General features: G+C 40.0%; 14 protein-coding genes and 1 pseudogene. 6 read left to right on the forward strand and 9 right to left on the reverse strand.

The features are described from left to right. Positions 1-153: 153 nt before the first annotated feature. From HMPREF9447_RS17540 to HMPREF9447_RS29455, 6 genes and pseudogenes are all read left to right on the forward strand, one after another. Positions 154-1,293: a site-specific integrase gene (locus HMPREF9447_RS17540; RefSeq protein ID WP_009131100.1), complete on the forward strand. Its 1,140-nt coding sequence runs from the start codon at positions 154-156 to the stop codon at positions 1,291-1,293. A gap of 757 nt (positions 1,294-2,050) precedes the next feature. After that, the gene (locus tag HMPREF9447_RS17545; protein ID WP_009131101.1) at positions 2,051-3,301 is read left to right on the forward strand and encodes a hypothetical protein; all 1,251 of its coding nucleotides are present in this window, start codon (positions 2,051-2,053) and stop codon (positions 3,299-3,301) included. 12 nt (positions 3,302-3,313) lie between these two features. Continuing rightward, complete coding sequence (locus tag HMPREF9447_RS17550; protein WP_009131102.1) at positions 3,314-4,261, forward strand: DUF3869 domain-containing protein; 948 nt, start codon at positions 3,314-3,316, stop codon at positions 4,259-4,261. A 49-nt stretch (positions 4,262-4,310) separates the two neighbouring features. After that, complete coding sequence (locus HMPREF9447_RS17555) at positions 4,311-5,066, forward strand: YjbH domain-containing protein (protein WP_009131103.1); 756 nt, start codon at positions 4,311-4,313, stop codon at positions 5,064-5,066. A gap of 56 nt (positions 5,067-5,122) precedes the next feature. Beyond that, positions 5,123-5,576, forward strand: a pseudogene (locus tag HMPREF9447_RS29450) (OmpA family protein); the annotation flags it as partial. A gap of 410 nt (positions 5,577-5,986) precedes the next feature. Beyond that, complete coding sequence (locus HMPREF9447_RS29455; RefSeq protein ID WP_394330303.1) at positions 5,987-6,316, forward strand: OmpA family protein; 330 nt, start codon at positions 5,987-5,989, stop codon at positions 6,314-6,316. A 91-nt stretch (positions 6,317-6,407) separates the two neighbouring features. Here HMPREF9447_RS29455 and HMPREF9447_RS17565 read toward each other — a convergent pair whose 3' ends face one another. From HMPREF9447_RS17565 to HMPREF9447_RS17605, 9 genes are all read right to left on the reverse strand, one after another. After that, positions 6,408-7,382: a PCMD domain-containing protein gene (locus tag HMPREF9447_RS17565; RefSeq protein ID WP_044138340.1), complete on the reverse strand. Its 975-nt coding sequence runs from the start codon at positions 7,380-7,382 to the stop codon at positions 6,408-6,410. 91 nt (positions 7,383-7,473) lie between these two features. After that, positions 7,474-8,580: a sulfotransferase family protein gene (locus HMPREF9447_RS17570; protein WP_009131106.1), complete on the reverse strand. Its 1,107-nt coding sequence runs from the start codon at positions 8,578-8,580 to the stop codon at positions 7,474-7,476. Positions 8,581-8,681: 101 nt separating this feature from the next. Further along, entirely contained in the window at positions 8,682-10,145 is a 1,464-nt protein-coding gene (gene cysN, locus HMPREF9447_RS17575) for a sulfate adenylyltransferase subunit CysN (RefSeq protein WP_009131108.1), read from the reverse strand. Positions 10,146-10,265: 120 nt separating this feature from the next. After that, positions 10,266-11,174 carry a sulfate adenylyltransferase subunit CysD gene (gene cysD / locus HMPREF9447_RS17580; protein ID WP_009131109.1) on the reverse strand — a complete coding sequence of 303 codons (909 nt, stop codon included), beginning with the start codon at positions 11,172-11,174 and terminating at the stop codon, positions 10,266-10,268. A gap of 10 nt (positions 11,175-11,184) precedes the next feature. Beyond that, positions 11,185-11,790 (reverse strand): adenylyl-sulfate kinase, encoded by a 606-nt coding sequence (cysC, locus tag HMPREF9447_RS17585; protein ID WP_009131110.1) that lies wholly within the window; start codon positions 11,788-11,790, stop codon positions 11,185-11,187. A gap of 7 nt (positions 11,791-11,797) precedes the next feature. Further along, positions 11,798-13,351 (reverse strand): SLC13 family permease, encoded by a 1,554-nt coding sequence (locus tag HMPREF9447_RS17590; protein ID WP_009131111.1) that lies wholly within the window; start codon positions 13,349-13,351, stop codon positions 11,798-11,800. Between the two features lie 18 nt (positions 13,352-13,369). Next, complete coding sequence (gene cysQ, locus HMPREF9447_RS17595; protein WP_009131112.1) at positions 13,370-14,191, reverse strand: 3'(2'),5'-bisphosphate nucleotidase CysQ; 822 nt, start codon at positions 14,189-14,191, stop codon at positions 13,370-13,372. Positions 14,192-14,448: 257 nt separating this feature from the next. Then, a complete protein-coding gene (locus HMPREF9447_RS17600; protein WP_009131113.1) occupies positions 14,449-17,820 on the reverse strand; it encodes a glycoside hydrolase family 2 TIM barrel-domain containing protein in 3,372 nt (1,123 codons plus the stop codon). A gap of 62 nt (positions 17,821-17,882) precedes the next feature. Further along, the gene (locus HMPREF9447_RS17605) at positions 17,883-19,127 is read right to left on the reverse strand and encodes a glycoside hydrolase family 88 protein (protein ID WP_009131114.1); all 1,245 of its coding nucleotides are present in this window, start codon (positions 19,125-19,127) and stop codon (positions 17,883-17,885) included. Positions 19,128-19,180: the final 53 nt, after the last annotated feature.

Raw genomic sequence — 19,180 nt, forward strand, 5'->3', positions numbered from 1 at the left:
TTCTAATATTCAATAATTTAAACACAAAAAGAAGCAATAGAATGAAACAAAAATCAAATGCACAATCATTTGAAACACATTTTTGTTACCCTATTGTTACCACAAAAGATATTATGTATATTTATTTAACCACAAAGATTTTAAAGTAGCAATATGAAAGAAGAACTAAAAATAAAAGAGCCAATAAAAATCAGAGTTAAGGACTTGACAAACGGAAGTAAATCAATATACCTTGATATGTATATGAATGGGAAACGAAAGTATGAGTTCTTGAGATTATATATCATACCTGAAAACAGCAAATCGGATAGAGTACGCAATAGCGAAACGCTAAAATTAGCGAACGCCATTAAGGCTCAACGAATTATTGAACTACAAAATCAAAGTTACGGCTTCAAGGTCAACAAAGTGTCCAATATAAAACTGATCGATTACTTGCAGAGCATAGCCGAAAGAAAGTCAGAGAATGAAGTTCGTAAAACTGCTTTGCATGCCGTAATCTGTCACCTTAAGCGTTATGACCCTAATGAGATCCAGCTAAACCGGGTAGACAAAGAATATATTCTTGGCTTTTTAAACTACCTCACAACAGTCAAACAAACCCATAGCAAAAAAGAAAAACTGCTTCACGTCAATACACAAAACTATTATTATAAGATACTGAGGTACAGCCTGAATTATGCAATATCCGAAGAACTTATATCTGTCAATCCTATGGATAAAATAAAAAACGAAGAAAAGCCGCATCGCTATCGAACAGAAAGAGAATTTCTCACTATTGATGAACTGAAAAAACTTGCGCAAACTCCTTTTTACAATACATTATTAAAAAAAGCTTTCCTCTTCAGTTGCTTTTGCGGATTAAGACATTCTGATATTATAGCACTCACATGGAGAGATATAGAGATTGATGAGAATAAAAATTATCGTCTGCACATTATTCAGAAAAAAACCAAAGAGGCAATTTCTCTACCATTAAGCCAGGAAAGCGTAAAACAGTTACCCAAACGAGAGAATGAAAAAGATAGTGATAAAATATTCAAAGGATTAATTACCCTGGGAAGGACAAATGAGATCTTACCCAGATGGGCTGAACAAGCCGGAATTAAGAAACATATTACATTCCACACAGCCCGCCATACCCATGCAACAATGTTACTGACTTTAGGAGTTGACTTGTATACTGTTTCCAAATTACTTGGACATACGAATATACTGACTACCCAGATTTATGCCAAGCTCGTAGACGAGAGTAAGAAAAAAGCAATCGATCTTATTCCAAACATAACATAATTGTTTTTTTAGATATAAGAGTATTTTAAAAGTAAATAGTAGACCCTTTGACGGAATTAACCACTAGCCTGGCTTTAGTCAAGAACATATCAAATAGGTATCTGGTCCGTACCTGCTCCGTAGCAAATTCGGTTAGAGATACCTTTAACCGAATTTGCTACGGAGCAGGTACGGACCAGGTACGGATCAGATGTGGACAGAATCCAGTCTTAGTCCTTTCAGATTCAAGAAAGAAAACAAAGAGTATCATTTAGCATCAAACTGTAAAGAATATAATGTTTTTTGGCTTTAATTATTTCAATATTAACACCACGAATAAAGTTATTAGTCCCCAATATTATCTTCTTGATTCATTTCACCTTCACTACATTTCTTTTTTCCACATTAGCCCTTCAAACGCTCACAAACAAACATAAGAAATCGCTTTAGGAAATACAAAACGACAAATTGACATAAAGAATATATCTCCCTTCATATTAAGCAATTAATAATTCATTTTCTACAAAACATACATATAACGAGAATTACTTTTATAGCTATATTTCTCGCATAAATATCGTATTTATTAGTCATTTATTAACCTCTTAATCATGCATTATAAAGTCTTTAGAAAAGAATAGTAGTCTCAGGGAAACGATTATGCAAAAAAAGCTACATTATTTTATTTTTTCATGTAAATTTCTTTGGTATTATTAAAAATGTGTCTATTTTTGCACCATATTTTGTGTCGTAAAGATACAAAAATTGAATAAACAAGATGAGGTATAGAAACTCTAACATGCGAAAGTGTCTAACTACTAAAACAATAGCACAATGTGCAGCGTTCTTTTTATTCTGTTTGCTTCCTTTAAAAGGAGTTTGCCAAACAGGAGAAAGTACGGTAAATACTTTAGTAGAGATGGGATTTGAAAATGTAGGGTGGACGGAAGACGGCAAAGAACGCGTATACGTATTGCAAAATTCCACATATCGTTTGAACGGAGTAGGTATTGGTAAAGCTGTAGATGTCATCCAAAAGATGGGTTTACCGGATAAAAAGCCATGTAGAGTAATCGTTTTAGACAATAATGTACCTCAAATTTCTCTTTACTATAAACCGGTAATCGGTGATAGTATTCCAGAAGCAAGTCGCCGGGATTGGGACGTCAGTTACGATTTAGGCGATTCATGGGAACAAATTCGGAAACAAAAGAGAAAAAATAGTTCTTTGTTTAAGGTAGATATTGTAGTATATCCGGAACTGAAACTGAAGAACCTGGTCATAACACAGATATATCAGGTTCTTTTCAATTTGAATCCTACGATTGAAGTTTCGTTGTGGAAAGGTATGAAATTTATCGGGCAAGTTATTATTCCCGTATATAATGAATATGGAAGTTCTTATGAACAAGTTCGCCAAGGCTATGTAGCTTTATCGCAATCTGTGAGACTTCCGTACAATATTTTTCTGACGGCAACAATCGGTTCATTCAATAATTATCGTTGGGGAGGAACTTTGGATGCAAAACATATTTTTAAAGATGAACGGTTTTCAGTGGAAGGACGCATTGGCTATACCGGGCGTTCACGTTTTGAGGATTGGCGCTGGAAAGTAAGTCCTTTGAAGCGTATAACCTGGAATTTGGGAGGCAGCTTTTACTGGCCTGAGTATAATACATCGCTCTCCTTGAAAGTTGAACAGTATTTGTTAGGTGAAAAAGGAGTTCGTTTCGATATGGTACGTAACTTTAGATATGTGTCTATCGGTTTTTATGGTATGAAAGTACAAAATGCCGGAAATAAAGGATATAATGGTGGCTTTCGTTTTCAAATCGCATTGCCGCCTTACAAATATAAAAGAAAAGGATATATACCAAGGGTTATGCCCTCGGAATATTTCGGAATGTCGTATAATGCGGGTAACGAACAATATTATGGGCGTTCGTTCAATCCTCGTGTAGACGACAATATGGCAACAGAGAATAGTTTTAACCCATATTTTATTAAATCAGAATTATTAAATTTTTAATTTTTTATTGAGATGAAAATGAAAAGTAATTTTTTTGGTGTTACCGCTAAGTTAGCGATAGCCATTTTAGCAGTCGGTACTATGTTTACAAGCTGCTATGATTCAGAAAACGGTGATGTTTCAAAACCGTATAAGGCACCGGATGCAGTTTATACATTTGTTGTTACGGTAAGCAATGGTATTACAGGCGCCCCTGTAAGTAATGCTACTGTTACTGCTGGTTCTACTGCATGTGCATCTGTAGGTAATGGTGTTTATCAAGCAGTTGTTACTAACGACCAAACAGGAACTAAGATGCCGGCTACAATGACAGTATCAGTTGCAGCAACTAGCGAGTATGAAAAAGCAGAAGCAACAGTAAACATAGCTACTATTGAGAATGGTCAAGCTATTACTTGCTATGCTAACATTATCGTAAATCCGACTGGATATGTTCCAGAAGGATTGAAAGTAGAAACTTCTTCTAATCTGACTTCTGAAACAGGTTCTTTCACTGGTGATAAGACTCTTGAAGGCGAGAATGTTGAATATGTAGACAACATGGATATCATCAACTCATCTGATGATCCGATGCAAGTTACTAAAAACATTAAAGTTTTCATTGGTGCTAAATATCTGCAACAACCTGCTGAAACAAAAGCTATTGATGTTATTGCTGAACTTAAAAAGTACATTGAAAGCGTAGAAGGTACAGTAGGAACTGATTTCTCAACAGAAGTAAGACCTTACTCTTTCTTGTTGCCTGCTAAGTCTGCTTTGCAGAAGATTTCTGTTCAATACATGTATGATGATAAGACATTCAACTTTACATATAATGGTGTTTCATATGTTGCTAAGACAAGACGCGTTGTTAGTGTAATCTTCAGCAATACTCCGGTATTGACAGAGATGTATCACGGACATGGACACGGTCATGGTCATGGTGGTGATTTGAATGCCGGTGGTGGTATCTTTGAATAATAATTCAGTCAGAAAGATAGCGCAATAAAAAAATGAAAAGAAAGCAAAGATGAGGTATATATTGGGAAAAGTAATCCTTATAGGTTTATTGCTGTGTTGTCCTCTCTTGCTTTCGGCTCAATTGACGTATGGTACCACCGGTTTATTGCATGCCCCTTCGGCAGAAATGCAAAGGGATAAAACGGTGATGATTGGTGGTAACTTTTTGAATCAGGAGATAACTCCTCCTACATGGTACTATCATACGTACAATTATTTTCTGAATGTGACCATATTTCCCTGGTTAGAAGTGGCATACACATGTACACTTTTTAAAGCGGAAGCACTGGGCCTTGGTCCTTATGGTTACACAGGATTTACAAATCAGGACAGATATTTCTCTGTCCGACTGCGAGCTTTGAAAGAAGGACAATTCTGGAAACATATGCCGGCTGTGGTAGTGGGAGCTTCGGATCCTTATACTGAATCCGGTGATGGACAGATATCATCAGTTGACGGTAACGGTTATTTTTGCCGCTTCTATATTGCGGCGACAAAACATATCCCGGTAGGAAAAGAGACGATAGGTGTACATCTCTCCTATCTTTTCAACCACCGCAACGATTATCCCTTAAACGGACCAGCTGTAGGCATTACCTACAACCCTTCTTTTCATCCGCAATTGCGAGTAATCGCAGAGTATGATTCGAAAGATTTTGCGTTGGGTGCCACCTATTTGCTTTTCAACCATTTGCATGCGCAGGTAGAATTGCAAAAAATGAAATACTTTACCGGCGGACTTACTTACAAGATTTATTTGAAGTAAGCGAGTGGTCGGAGCAAATAATTAAAAAAGAGTTGAAATACAAAAATAAAAAAACAATGAAAAGTAAATTAGTAATATTATCTTTGATGTTGGCTGGTGCTACTGTTGCAACAGCTCAGACAAAAGAGAAATTCGTCAGCGAAAAAGCCGGAGACAATATCTTCGTGAGCGTGACTGGTGGAGTTTCTTTGGTAAATTCGGGTAAGAGTGAGGGTAAATTTGGAGACCCGGCTCCCCATATTACCGTATCTCTTGGTAAGTGGTTTACTCCGGTTTGGGGTGTGCGTGCTCAAGGTGGCTTGTGGAAAGCTAACTTTAACACACAATGGTCTGAAGGTACTTATGCTGCTGACGGTAGCATGGTAGGTTCAAAAGTAAACAATGACAAGAATGTAGGTCAAATTCGTTTGGATGGTTTGTTCAACCTTTCAAATGCTATTGGTGGATACAATCCTGATCGTTTGTTCACTTTGTCTGTATTTGCAGGTCCTGGTTTGACTATTGCTAAGGGTGCAAGCTCTTTCGAAATTGCAGAAAATCAAGCAGGTACTGCTTGGCATAAAGTTCGCCCCGCAGGTGCTGATGATAAGACTGGTGCTTATATCAACGGTTCTGCAGGTTTATTGGGTAAATTCAATGTAAACAACTACCTCGATATAGATATCGAAGCTCGTGGTGAATTAGCTTCTTCTTATCTGGGTTATTTGTCATCTTCAAGAACTGTAGGTGGCGTATATGTTGGTGCAGGTCTTACTTATACTTTCGGCGGCAAGAAATTCATCTCTTGTGGCGCAAAGGTTGACCAGGATGCTATCAACGCTGAAATCAACAGATACAGAAGTGAATTGGCACAGGCTCAGGCTGACCTGGCTAACGCTAAGAACGCTTTGGCTAACGTGAAACCTGTAACTAAGGAAGTTGTGAAGGAAGTTGAAGTTGCCGGTCCTCGTGCTATCTTCTTCAAGATTGGTAGCGCTCGTATCGATGATTACGGTATGGTTAACATCCAGTTGGCAGCTAAGATTCTGAAAGCTAATCCGGATAAGAAGTATAAAGTTGCCGGTTATGCTGATAAGGCTACGGGTAGCGCTTCTTGGAACCAGAAGTTGTCTGAAAAACGTGCTCAGGGTGTTTACGATGCATTGATCAAAGAAGGCGTAAGCAAAGATCAACTTGAACTCGTAGGCTTCGGTGGTACAGCTAACATGTTCGGCAAGAACTACTTGAACCGTGTAGTGATTCTGGAATAAGATATAGGGTTAAAGAGAGCTTAAAGCTCTAAACGAGAGAGGGCGGCTAACTTGTGTTAGCCGCCCTCTCCATTTTTATTCTATTAATAAATCAATATATCAGTTTTACATTATCAATCCAAAGTGAATTGCCCGGAGAACCGATATATGCTCCTCCATGACTGGAAGTGAATTGCAATAATAAATGGGTAGGAACATCCTCTTCCGTTCCCCATGCCACTTCTTTCACAGGAACGCTTTCACCTTTACTGTTGATTGCATAACGTTCTTCTACCTGAAGGCGCATCATATGTGGCTTATAGGCAGGATCACCGGTTATATCGCCGTACATAATTGAATAAGTGGCATTATCACGCCAATCGGGAGTAGTATTATAATAGCGCACTACCATAGTTCCTACACGTTTGGCAAAAATGTTACCATCCTTATCTTCCCAACGTTTCTGCAAGAATAGATTCACTTCCGGAAAGTCTTTACCATCCACATCAGTGATACGGCTGAAACCGGTAGCACGAATGCGCTTCTCTCTATCAGACATCTTTACCTTATAATCGAACTGGACAGCAATAGGCTTCTTAGTAAAAGGAATACCGGAATTCAGCATTTTTTGCGGATTTTTGGTCCCCTTGATTGGCTCATGCACTGACCCCAGAAACATAGAGCCTGCGGCAAGCACTGTGATATCAACAATCCCCAATACTTTTACACTCTCCATACGAGTATCCATGCGTGCACAGTAGCCATCTCCACGCTTTTCAGGAAATACGGAGGTATTCGTTTTAGTAATACCAGCCACACGCGCCATCACGTTGGAAGTTGCCCACGGCGAACCACCCATATTCGTATAAGCTTTGTTCTCACGAATAGTTGCTGTCGGTCCGATGGCATACACATTCTTCATTGCACCACCGATAATGCCCGACTCTTTAATCTGCCGATCTATCCACTGGTCCATATTACCAAATGGAATCATCTCCACAGTATGCTGTTGCTGCTGCGCAGATGCCATTCCGCAACATAAAAAAGCGGATAGCAGACCATACATACAAATTTTCTTCTGCATCATCTTCTTAAATTGAGAGTTATAAATTGAAAATTAAAAATTGAGAAATAATAGACACGCAATCATTCATTTCTTAATTTCCAATTTTTAATTATTATATATCGTACTTCCACTGATCCAATGCAAAGTTCCAGTTATCCTGAACCAATTGCACAGTGCGATCATCATACTTATATTTATTCTTCTTGTATCCTTTTTTTTCACCTACATACTTCTCTATATCAGCCCGCGCTTCTGCAAATCCGGGAATGGATAAATCCCGATAAATCTGCTCAGTCATTCCCATAGCATCCGCCTCAAAATCCTCGAATTTAACTTCTATCAGATTACCGGCAGGAATGAATGACTTATCCGCCTCATATTTATGATACAACTTAGCATAAATAGAGAGAATGTTACTTTCCAATTCTTCATTACTGATATCCTGCAATTTCAATGGTTGAATAGTATTCGTAAAGAAACTACGGGTACTCTCGAATACCGTATAAGGATTACGCATCAGATAGATAAATTTAGCATTGGGGAACATCTTAACAAGCTCCTTTACGCGCCCTGTATGTGGCGGATTCTTACTCAGGAATTGCGTTCCATTCGTGTTCCACAGTGATATTTTAATCAGCTTGACAAACACTTCCTCAAAAACTTTCAATTCCGCCTCCGTAATATCATCGAACAGTAAATATTTATCTGCATATTCCTGCTGATATTTAGGAAGGAACCAGAAGTTATAATAAGTATAAGGCATCATATTGGCAAGCGCAAACTCTTCTTCCTGCGGCAGGTCTACAGCAAGTTCCATGTTATCCGTGGGACGCTTGTCAGGCATCAGCCAACTCATGTTCTTCTTGAAGAAAGGTTGTCCCCACATCATCAGATGCGGAAAAACGGTCTGATAAGTGGTATTATAGCCAAAATGTTTGTCGCACGAAAATACATTATGCACAAAGGTAGTTCCACTACGCCAATGGCCAAGGATGAATACCGGATCATGTTCTAAAGCTTGAGAAGCTAATTGTTTCTCGTAGCGTCCATTCTGTAAAGGAGCCAACGTAGAGAGCAAACGACATACTGCTTTAGTCAGACGATACTTGCCTTTATACGCTGCATCTATTTCCCGCCCCTTGGTTATGGCATTAAATGTCTTCCAATCGGCACCTACCAATGTATTTATAGGAAGTTTATTAAATTCAAGTAAACCCATAGTTATTAAATTGAGAATTGAGAATTGAAAATTAAAAATTGAGAAATAGCCATGCGGACTAAAAGCTGATGTATAATTTCCCAAGTATCATTTTTCATTTTTTAATTTTTAATTAAAATAGTGATACCCTGACGTTCCAAGTCCTTCACTGCCTTTTCTATGGCTTCATAATGCTCGGGAGCAATGCCGAGCTTCGGTAGATCCAGAACAGGAAGGTCAGCAGAAAGATGCATGTCCTTATCCTCTACCCTATTGATAATCATACCAACAGCACAAGTATTATTGGTTATCGGGTCAATCAGGATGAATGCACCTGTAGCCTTATTCTTTTGATAAGGGTCAAAGAACATTTCTTTGGCAGTAGTGAACACCACACGAGCTATTTGATTCAACTGCATCGGCAGACTATCAGCTGTCAACTGACCATTGTCAATTGATAACTGCTCCATCGTATTGACATCTACCTTATACCTTATGTTATCAATACGCGAGCGGCTCAGATTGGTAGTTTGCTTAATGAAAAAAGACTTATTAAGATCCATCGGTTCCTCATCCATCCACACCAACATGGCTTCAAAATTGCGGTCTACAACGGGCAAATTACCAGGATGCACCAACATCTCTCCTCTCGATACATCTATTTCATCCTCCAGAGTCAACGTTACGGACTGAGGCGGAAAAGCATATTCCAATTCGCCATCATAAGTAACAATACTTTTGACACGTGATTTCTTACCTGATGGCAACGCTATAACTTCACCTCCTTTGCGAATGATACCTGACGCTACCTTACCGCAGAAACCACGGAAATCAAGGTTAGGACGCAACACATATTGCACCGGGAAACGAAAATCCGTCAGATTATGATCGTTATCAATATGAACAGTTTCCAAAAAATCAAGCAAAGAAGTGCCATTGTACCAGGGAGTACGTTCAGATCTCTCCACCACATTATCACCATCCAAAGCCGATAACGGAATACAAGTTACATCCGGAATAGCCAATGGAGCAATAAATTCCTTATACTCTTTAACGATTTCATTGAAACGTTCTTCCGAAAAATCTACCAAATCCATCTTATTAACAGCAAGCACCACATGCTTGATACCTAACAAAGATACCAGGAAAGAGTGACGACGTGTCTGCGTGATGACGCCTGTACGAGCATCTACAAGTATAATCGCCAAATTGGCCGTTGAGCCTCCGGTAATCATATTACGCGTATATTGCTCGTGTCCCGGAGTATCAGCAATGATAAACTTACGGTTATTAGTAGAAAAATAACGATATGCCACATCAATCGTAATACCCTGTTCACGCTCAGCTTTCAAACCATCCAGTAACAATGCATAATCAATATGATCACCCGCATTTCCCATGCGTTTGCTGTCGCGTTCCAGTGCATCCAACTGGTCTTCATATAATTTTTTGCTGTCAAACAACAAACGTCCAATCAGCGTGGATTTACCATCGTCCACCGAACCGGCTGTCAGAAAACGAAGTAAGTCTTTCTGTTCGTCTTTATCCAGAAAAGCCTTAATATCTAATTTAGAGTTATTCTCCATCACTTTTTACTTTATTAATTGTCACCTTTATTTTCTTAAACCTAAGCTTTAAACTTCTAAAGGTCAGGTTTAAGATTCCAGTCCTCAGGTTTTATTTTTTAATTCTTTAATTTTTAATTCCTAAAAGTATCCTTCACGCTTCTTCTGCTCCATACTGGCATCCTGGTCGAAATCAATTACACGAGTAGTGCGCTCACTCTTTGTGGTGGTCATCATTTCCTCTACAATCTTTTCAATGGTATCAGCACTGCTCTCCACAGCTCCAGTCAACGGCCAACAACCCAATGTACGAAAACGAACCATCCGCATTTTTATCTGATCACGATACTTTTCGGGCAGACGATCATCATCCGCCATAATCAGATTACCATCCATTTCCACGCAAGGACGCTCCTTAGCATAATACAACGGAACAATAGGAATATTCTCTAAACGGATATATTGCCAGATATCCAACTCTGTCCAGTTACTCAATGGAAATACGCGAATACTCTCTCCTTTGTGTACGCGGGCATTATAAATATCCCACAATTCCGGACGCTGATTTTTCGGGTCCCACTGGTGGAACTTATCACGGAAAGAAAAGATACGCTCTTTGGCACGCGATTTCTCTTCATCACGACGGGCACCACCAAAGGCCGCATCGAATTTATACTTATCCAAAGCACTCAAAAGCGCCTTAGTCTTCATCAAATCCGTATGTACTTTACTTCCATGAGTAAAAGGCCCTACTCCTGCATGAAAGGCTTCCATATTGCTCTCAACAATCAGATTCCAGCCATACTTTTTAGCATATTCATTACGGAATTCAATCATCTCCTTAAATTTCCACTTCGAATCAATATGCATCAACGGGAAGGGTACTTTACCGGGATAAAAGGCTTTTTCGGCAAGACGAACCATCACCGAGGAGTCTTTACCGATACTATAGAGCATCACCGGGTTTTCAAATTCCGCAGCCACTTCACGGATGATATGAATAGACTCAGCTTCGAGTTCTTTCAGATGGCTTAATTTATATTCTTCCATTTTTATATAATCACTTTTTAGTCTGTATCTTCGGTAAAATGAGTTCAAGCAACTTATTGACTGATTCTTCCAGGCTGAGCACTGCAGTATCCAGTGTTAGTGCCGGACATACAGGAGCTTCAAACGGGGCGGAAATTCCTGTGAAATTCTTAATCTCCCCCCGACGTGCTTTGGCATACAAGCCTTTCACGTCTCTGCGTTCACACTCAGCTAAAGGGGTGCTGACGTATACCTCAATGAAGTCATCCTGCCCAATGATATTAGCCGCCATTTCACGGATATCATTGTTAGGACTGATAAACGCAGCAATAGTAATAATGCCTGTATCAAGAAAAAGTTTAGAAACTTCAGCTATACGGCGGATATTTTCCACGCGGTCAGCTTCGGTGAAACCCAGATTATTGTTGATGCCACTACGGATATTATCACCATCCAGAATACGGCACAGCAAACCGCGTTTGTGCAACTCACGCTCCAAAGCAATAGCTATTGTACTTTTGCCGGAACCACTTAATCCGGTAAACCATATCATTACACTATGTTGACCGAGAAGCTCTTCTTTGTCCTCTCTCGACAACATCCTATCAAAAATCGGATATATATTATTATCTGTCATAATCTAATTAAAAGGGCCAAATTAATGGAATCAGGAATATGGATATTAGGAATGCTATAATATTTAAAGGCAAACCGATACGGACAAAGTCAGTAAACTTATAGTTTCCGATACCTTGTACGATAAGATTCGTCTGATAACCGATGGGTGTAGAAAAACTGGCGGAAGCAGCCATACAAATCACCACAAAGAAAGGCATAGGGCTGACACCCATTTGCGAAGAAATGGAGAGTGCCAACGGAAAAGCCAATGCAGCAGCAGCATTATTGGTTATCAGTTCGGTAAATAAATTCGTAATGATAAAGACAGCGGCCAACAGCACTTGCGGTCCGTAATGCTCAGTCATACCGATAATATAGCTTGCTACTATATCTGCCACACCAGAGTTGACCATTGCTTTACTAATGGCAAAAGCACAAGCAATTGTTATCAGGATATCCCAAGAAATATATTTGGTATACTTACGTGCCGGAAAGATTTTAGTCCATGCCATAATAATCGTAGTCACAGAAACAAAGAAAAACATATCCAGCTTGATATTCGGGAAGGCTTCCTTCACTGCCGGCAATTCGCCCACCGTGGCACCGGTAATCATCAGTATCAGTAAGACAAGGGCAAACCAGCGCTTCCCTTTCCCCGGAACAGGTTCATTATCCTTGCCATTGGCCAGCAAAACGAATACAGAAGATTCGCCCCACGTCTGAACGAAAGAATCATCCGCCATTACTACCAATGTGTCACCGTCACGCAAAACTTCGTTATCCAGATTCTCCGTAATGCTTTGACCACTTCGCTTTATTTCCTTAACAGCAGCCCCATAGTGACGTTGGAAATTGAACTCACCCAACTTTTTATTAATACCGGGAAAACGGGGACCCAGCACTGCCTCAACCCGGTGCAAACTACTATCCTCTTCCTCTTCATCATCCAATTTCACCGCATCCGTACGAACATCCGGCAAGAGTTTGGACGAGAACAAAAACAGATAAATAATACCTGCAACAGCTATGAATATCCCGACCTTTCCCAATTCAAACATGGTGAATCCTTCATAACCGGCTTCCAGTATCATACCATGTACCACCAGATTAGTAGAAGTGCCAATAAGGGTGCAGATACCACCCAGAATAGTCACGTAAGAAAGAGGAATCAGAAACTTGGTAGCAGGTAATTTTACCGATTCTGCCCAGCGTTTAATAATCGGGGCAAATATAACAACAACGGGAGTATTATTGAGAAAAGCGGAAATAAAAGAGATAGTAGGAAGCATACGTAACTGGGCTTTAAACACTGTTGTTCTGCCCTGAGGAAGCAATTTCTTGATGACCTGCCCCAATGCACCGGACTGGCGGATACCTTCACTGACCAGAAACAGCATGGCTACAGTAATCATCCCTTTATTACTAAACCCTTCCAGCATCTCTTTAGGCGTCAGGATACCTGCACACAAAAACAAAACTACAACAGAAAATAGCACCATTCCGGGACGCATTTTATCCAGCACTAATGCAACGACCATGCCCAAAAGTGCCAAAAGCACGAATACTATATCAAATGTCATATACTACACTGTATCTTATTAATTTTTCATTCGCTTGGGTTCAACGATAAACCACGGATTTAGCAGATTCTCTTTATTATAGCAAAGTGGCTCTTCTTTCCCGGCCTGGTAGATTTCCATTCCGGCAGCACGCACAATGGCATGTCCTGCAGCCGTATCCCACTCCATAGTAGGTGCAAAACGAGGATATACGTTTGCTTTCCCTTCCGCCACAAGGCAAATTTTAATGGAACTGCCACTGGACACAAGTTCTACTCCCGAATGCAGGCGTTTCATATCTTCAATATAAACCTCAGTCTCCGGCGACAAATGCGAACGGGAAGCAACTATCACGAACCTATCTCTTACAGTCGTAGCCGGCAGGCGGGTGGCAGATGCAATCAATTCGTTCAGTGAGGCACCTCCGCGCGAAGTTACACCGGACAATTTATATGCACCAAGTTGTTCTTCTGCAAAATAAAGTTCTTGTTTCACAGGGAGATAGATAACTCCCATCACCGGTACAGAATTATGAACCCATGCAATATTTACAGTAAACTCTCCATTCCGCTTGATGAACTCTTTAGTCCCGTCCAGCGGATCCACAATCCAGAAAGCATCCCATCCGGAACGCTCTGCATAGGGCAAATGTTTGCCTTCTTCACTAAGAATGGGGAAAGGGGTATTGCATAGAAACCCGGTAATAGTTTCATGCGCTTTACGATCGGCAATTGTTAAAGGGGAGTTATCCGCTTTTCTCTCTATTTCAAAGTCAGATGCCGGGTCGTTATAGATGGCAAGTATGTCTGCACCGGCTTGCAGAGCTGCATCTATCGCGTTTAAGATATATCGTTGTTCCATATATGGTATCTATACTTATATATAGTGTGCAAAATTAAAAACTTTTTCATCCTCAAAAGTTTCCACCCTTTGTTTTATAACTTCTTTTAAACTACCTAACACATTTATAAGCACTTTTCACAATCAATGAAACAGAAAAGGTACTTCAATGAAATATCGAAGTACCTTTTCCTAAAAACAGTTCTTTTTTCAACCTATTTTTTATATTGTTATATGTCCTATTTATAAGGAATCTATTATTTTATAACATATAAGTTTCAATATTTATAGCGGAGCGACTTATCCAAATCAGACTTCGCTTTCATCGGTATAAACGTAAATCCCCATTCATAATTTTGGTTGGCAGGTATCGTATAACCAGGCTGAACTTTTGCTCCCCAACTATCATAACCGGCTACCCCCTGCTGCTTCATATCTACACATACTTCTACAAAGTCCCGGGGAACAATATCATTGATATGAGTCATTTTCCGCATAACATTTCTGGCTTCATCCACATTATGATCATTTATCTCCTCCGGAGAACGGTTACGCCATTGATAGGGATGTGATGATTCTTCCGAATCAAAATCTTCCACGGTATTCCTCAAGGCATTGAAACCTATTGTCTGGTCTGCCTGTATCAGTAGTCCACTACCCTCCTTATTCGTTAAAGCCACCCAACGGGTATCAGTACGATGTCCATTTTCCTGTGGGCGCACATAGCCTACATACATATCATCAGCAGTTGTCCTATAACGTCCCACCATGGTTCCCGCATTGCGGTCTATGTAATTTTCTTCCGGTCCACGACCAAAATATTCTATGACATTCATTTCTTGCGGTATGCGAAAACGTACACCAATACGAGGTACTTCAAGCGTATTTTTCTTTTCTTGCTTTTTACCGGGAGTATAAGTAGCAAGGTGAGTATCTTCCAGTATATTGGTTTCTACTGCATTCTGATTGGTTGAGGTAAACTTCACCGCTACATTGACCACTCCATCCGGATATATTTTATAATCTACCAGATATTGATTACCAGCCGGCAAGGTATATACCGCACTCACCACCGCATTTTTTCCTTCCGTTCTTACGGATGCATCACTTACCTTAAAATTACGGCTTGACATCTTCCATATCTGCAAACGCTTCGGATTGGTGTTACCGTAATCATTATCATTAGGTGCACGCCAGAAGTTAGGCTGTACTCCAAAACCCTTATCAAAATATTCAATGCCATTCACTTTATAGGAAATAACCATTCCTGAAGCACGATTGAACTCAAAATAGACCTTAGGGGAAGAAACAACCAAGTTACTTCCTTCTTCTTTCGGATTTAAAGCCGGACCTGATGTTTTATATACCACTTTATCGGCATCTGCCGGTAATCTAAACTGTTCATAAGCTATTTCATATCCTGCCGGTATCAGCGGCTCAGGTTGAGTGGTAAGTACGCTAAAATGTACAAAGTATTCCACTCCGGCTTTTCCTTTCATATTTTTCACGGGAATAGAAAACTCTTTTCCCGCCTGTGGGGCTACATCTAATGTCAGTTTTCCTTTTCTCACGACAATGCCATTTGCGCGTAATTCATACTGAACAGCATACTTTTTCAGATTAGTAAAATAGAAACGATTTACGACCTGATACTTACCGGCAGCTGCATCAACAGCATTGAAAGCTACATTCTGGTGCGCATATTTCACTTCTGCTATGGCAGGATGGGGTTTGCGGTCAGGACCAACCAAACCATTACAACAAAAGTTACCGTCACTCGGCATATTCACACCGTAATCACCTCCGTATGCCCAGTACTGGCGTCCATTTTCATCCGTTCTCAGCAATCCCTGATCCACCCAGTCCCAGATATATCCGCCCTGGAGATTGGGATATTTATAAATCTCTTTCCACTGATCCCATAGATTACCATTCGAATTACCCATGGCATGAGAGTATTCCGAAGGGACTACCGGACGGTCAGAACCTGTTTCTCCAATATATCTCAGCCATTCCGCACTGGGGTATTGCGGTACATACATATCCGAATTCCATTCCCACTGTGCACGCTCATAATTCACGGGTCTATCCATCAGATTTTTATCCTGATTTTTCAACCATAGGTATGTCTGATAGAAATTGTAACCATTACCTCCTTCATTTCCCAAAGACCAGAATGTTACGGAAGGATAGTTCTTATTGCGTTCATACATATTCATTGTACGATACATATGCGGCTTCAGCCATTCCGGATCGTTACCTAATGTTCCGCCTCTGCGCAAATCGTAATACATTCCATGTGATTCTATATTGGCCTCATCATATACATACAGTCCGAATTCATCACATAATTCATAAAAACGGCGATCCTGAGGATAATGACAGAGACGAACCGTATTTATATTATTACGCTTCATCAGTTCAAAATCCTTGCGCATCAGTTCTTCCGTTACATAGTGACCTGTTCGTTCATCATGTTCATGGATATTGACTCCCTTCAACTTTAAAGGTTGACCGTTAATCATAAGTACTACATACGGCTTTCCATTCTTAGCTTTCCGAGCGATTTCCTTGATTTCAATTCGCCGGAAACCAACATTGAAAGGAATCACCTCAGTCACCTTATTTCCTTCTTTCAGTGTAATCAACAGTTTATATAGATTAGGAGATTCAGAAGTCCAGTTTTTTACTTCCGGCAGGTTTGCATCAAATGTGACTGTCTGGACGCCTGCACCTTTCACATCGCAGTTCTCTGCGGAAGTCACAACAATCTTTCCGGAAGACTTATCTATCAATTCATAAAGCACCTGCAAGTTTTTACCCGACGAAACATTATTACGGATATCAACAGCCAATTTAAAAATACCATTTGTATAACTATCGTCCAAAGTAGAAACCACTCGGAAATCTTTCACTGCCGTTTTGGGCTGAGAATAAAGAAAGACGTCACGTTCAATACCGCTCAGACGCCAAAAATCCTGACACTCCAGATATGAGCCGGTACTCCAGCGGAATATTTTCAGCACCAGTGTATTCTTGCCGTCCCGTATATACTTGTTTATCAAAAATTCTGCCGGATTTTTAGAATCTTCATTATAACCTACTTCCTGTCCGTTCAGGTATACATAGACTCCGGATTTTGCACCTGCTATATGCAGGTAAATATCACGTGACATCCAATCTTTCGGAACCGTTATTTCCCGGCGATAAATACCTACCGGTATATCATCGGGCAACTGCGGAGGTTGTGGATTAAGTGCCTTAAATTCATATCCGTGATTGGTATAAATAGGTATACCATATCCTTGCGCTTCCCAGTTTCCCGGAACCTGAATATCATTCCATCCCTTCATCTCAGCTACCGTTCGAACAGCATCTGCGGGTAAATTACGATGTGAATCAGAATAATAGAATTTCCAGGTTCCATTGAGCAACTTATAATATTTGCTGTTTTCATACTTCCCATTCAATGCCGCCTGACGAGTGTCATACGTCATGAAAGCTGTACGAGGGGCTTCCCTATTCACGGAGACGGTCTGGATATCTTGCCAATAAGGGAGAACATGCGCAGGCTTTTCGCCGGCATTTGCTACTGCTGCAGAGAGACTTAATATGCAAGCTCCCAATAAAGCCATTCTACTTCTATTCATACTATTAGATTATGTTACACAGATAATTTGCAAATTAAACTAATTTTTCAATATATATATACTCAATTATTATCTTTTTTGCCCTTTATTTTGTCCTCATATCTCATCAAAGCTTCCAAATAATAATAATCAGCATATATCAAAGGAACATCAATCTCTTCGCCATGCGGTATACTTCCTACACTATGCATCAATATAAAATTGCAATTCGTATCCGGTTCCGCCAGATAGGCGGGAGAAGAAAGAGACTGTAATATGTGTATTGCTGCAGCATTATATTTTTCCCCCTCTGCCACATAATCCGCCAATTCCAGAAAGGCAGAGGCTGCAATCGCCGCTGCCGAAGCATCACGCGGTATGACTTTATACTTCTGCGGATCATAATTCCAGTCAGGTACATATCCCTCCTGACCAGCATTAAAGTCCCAATATGGTATTCCATCTTCCGGCAAATTCGGATGATTCAGCCAGAAATCTGCCGTATGAACAGCCATCTCCAAAAAATCGTTTCTATGAGTCTCACGATAGGCCATCGTGTACCCGTAAATGGCCCAAGCTTGCCCACGAGCCCATGCTGAGTTATCAGAAAATCCCTGGCAGGTGGCCTGATTCAGCACCTCCCCTGTTTCTTCATCATAATTAACAACATGATAATTACTATAATCTTCACGGAACTGATTCCTGGCCGCTGTCTCGGCATGCCGATTAGCTATTTGAGCATAAATGGAATCTCCAGTCACTTTGGTGGCAAAATACAATAGTTCCAAATTCATCATATTGTCAATAATAACCGGATAAAACCACTCATCTTTGCCATTCCATGCTTTCCGGTAATTCCACGACTTAATACTACCTGTTTTTTCATTAAAACGAGTACACAATGAGCGGGCTGATTCAACCAGAATATCCTTATAAGACTCATTCCCAGTCAAACGATATGCATTTCCAAAACTACAATACATCAGAAAACCAATATCATGATGATTAGTCAATTTCTTTAAGGGTTCAAGTGCCTCTGTCCATTTCAAAGCAGCATTTTTCCAGATTTCCTTGCCCGTATATTCATATACATACCACAAACATCCGGGATAAAATCCCTCCGTCCAGTCATTTTTATGAGTTACCCTAAGTTTACCATCCTTGCCTATCGTACGAGGATAGTCTGTTGATTCAGGCACAACCTTTAACTGATTTGATAATTGTTGTTCCGCTCGGTCAAACCCACGTTTTACAAATTCTGTATTCTCTCTTCCGCCACATGCAATCAACACTAATATCGATATGCATAAAATGTAAAATATTTTCATTATATATATTTTATATCTTTTACAACAGTACATCTTTGTTCCATCCTTAATTT

Source organism: Bacteroides oleiciplenus YIT 12058 (assembly GCF_000315485.1).
GTDB classification, from domain to species: Bacteria; Bacteroidota; Bacteroidia; order Bacteroidales; family Bacteroidaceae; genus Bacteroides; species Bacteroides oleiciplenus.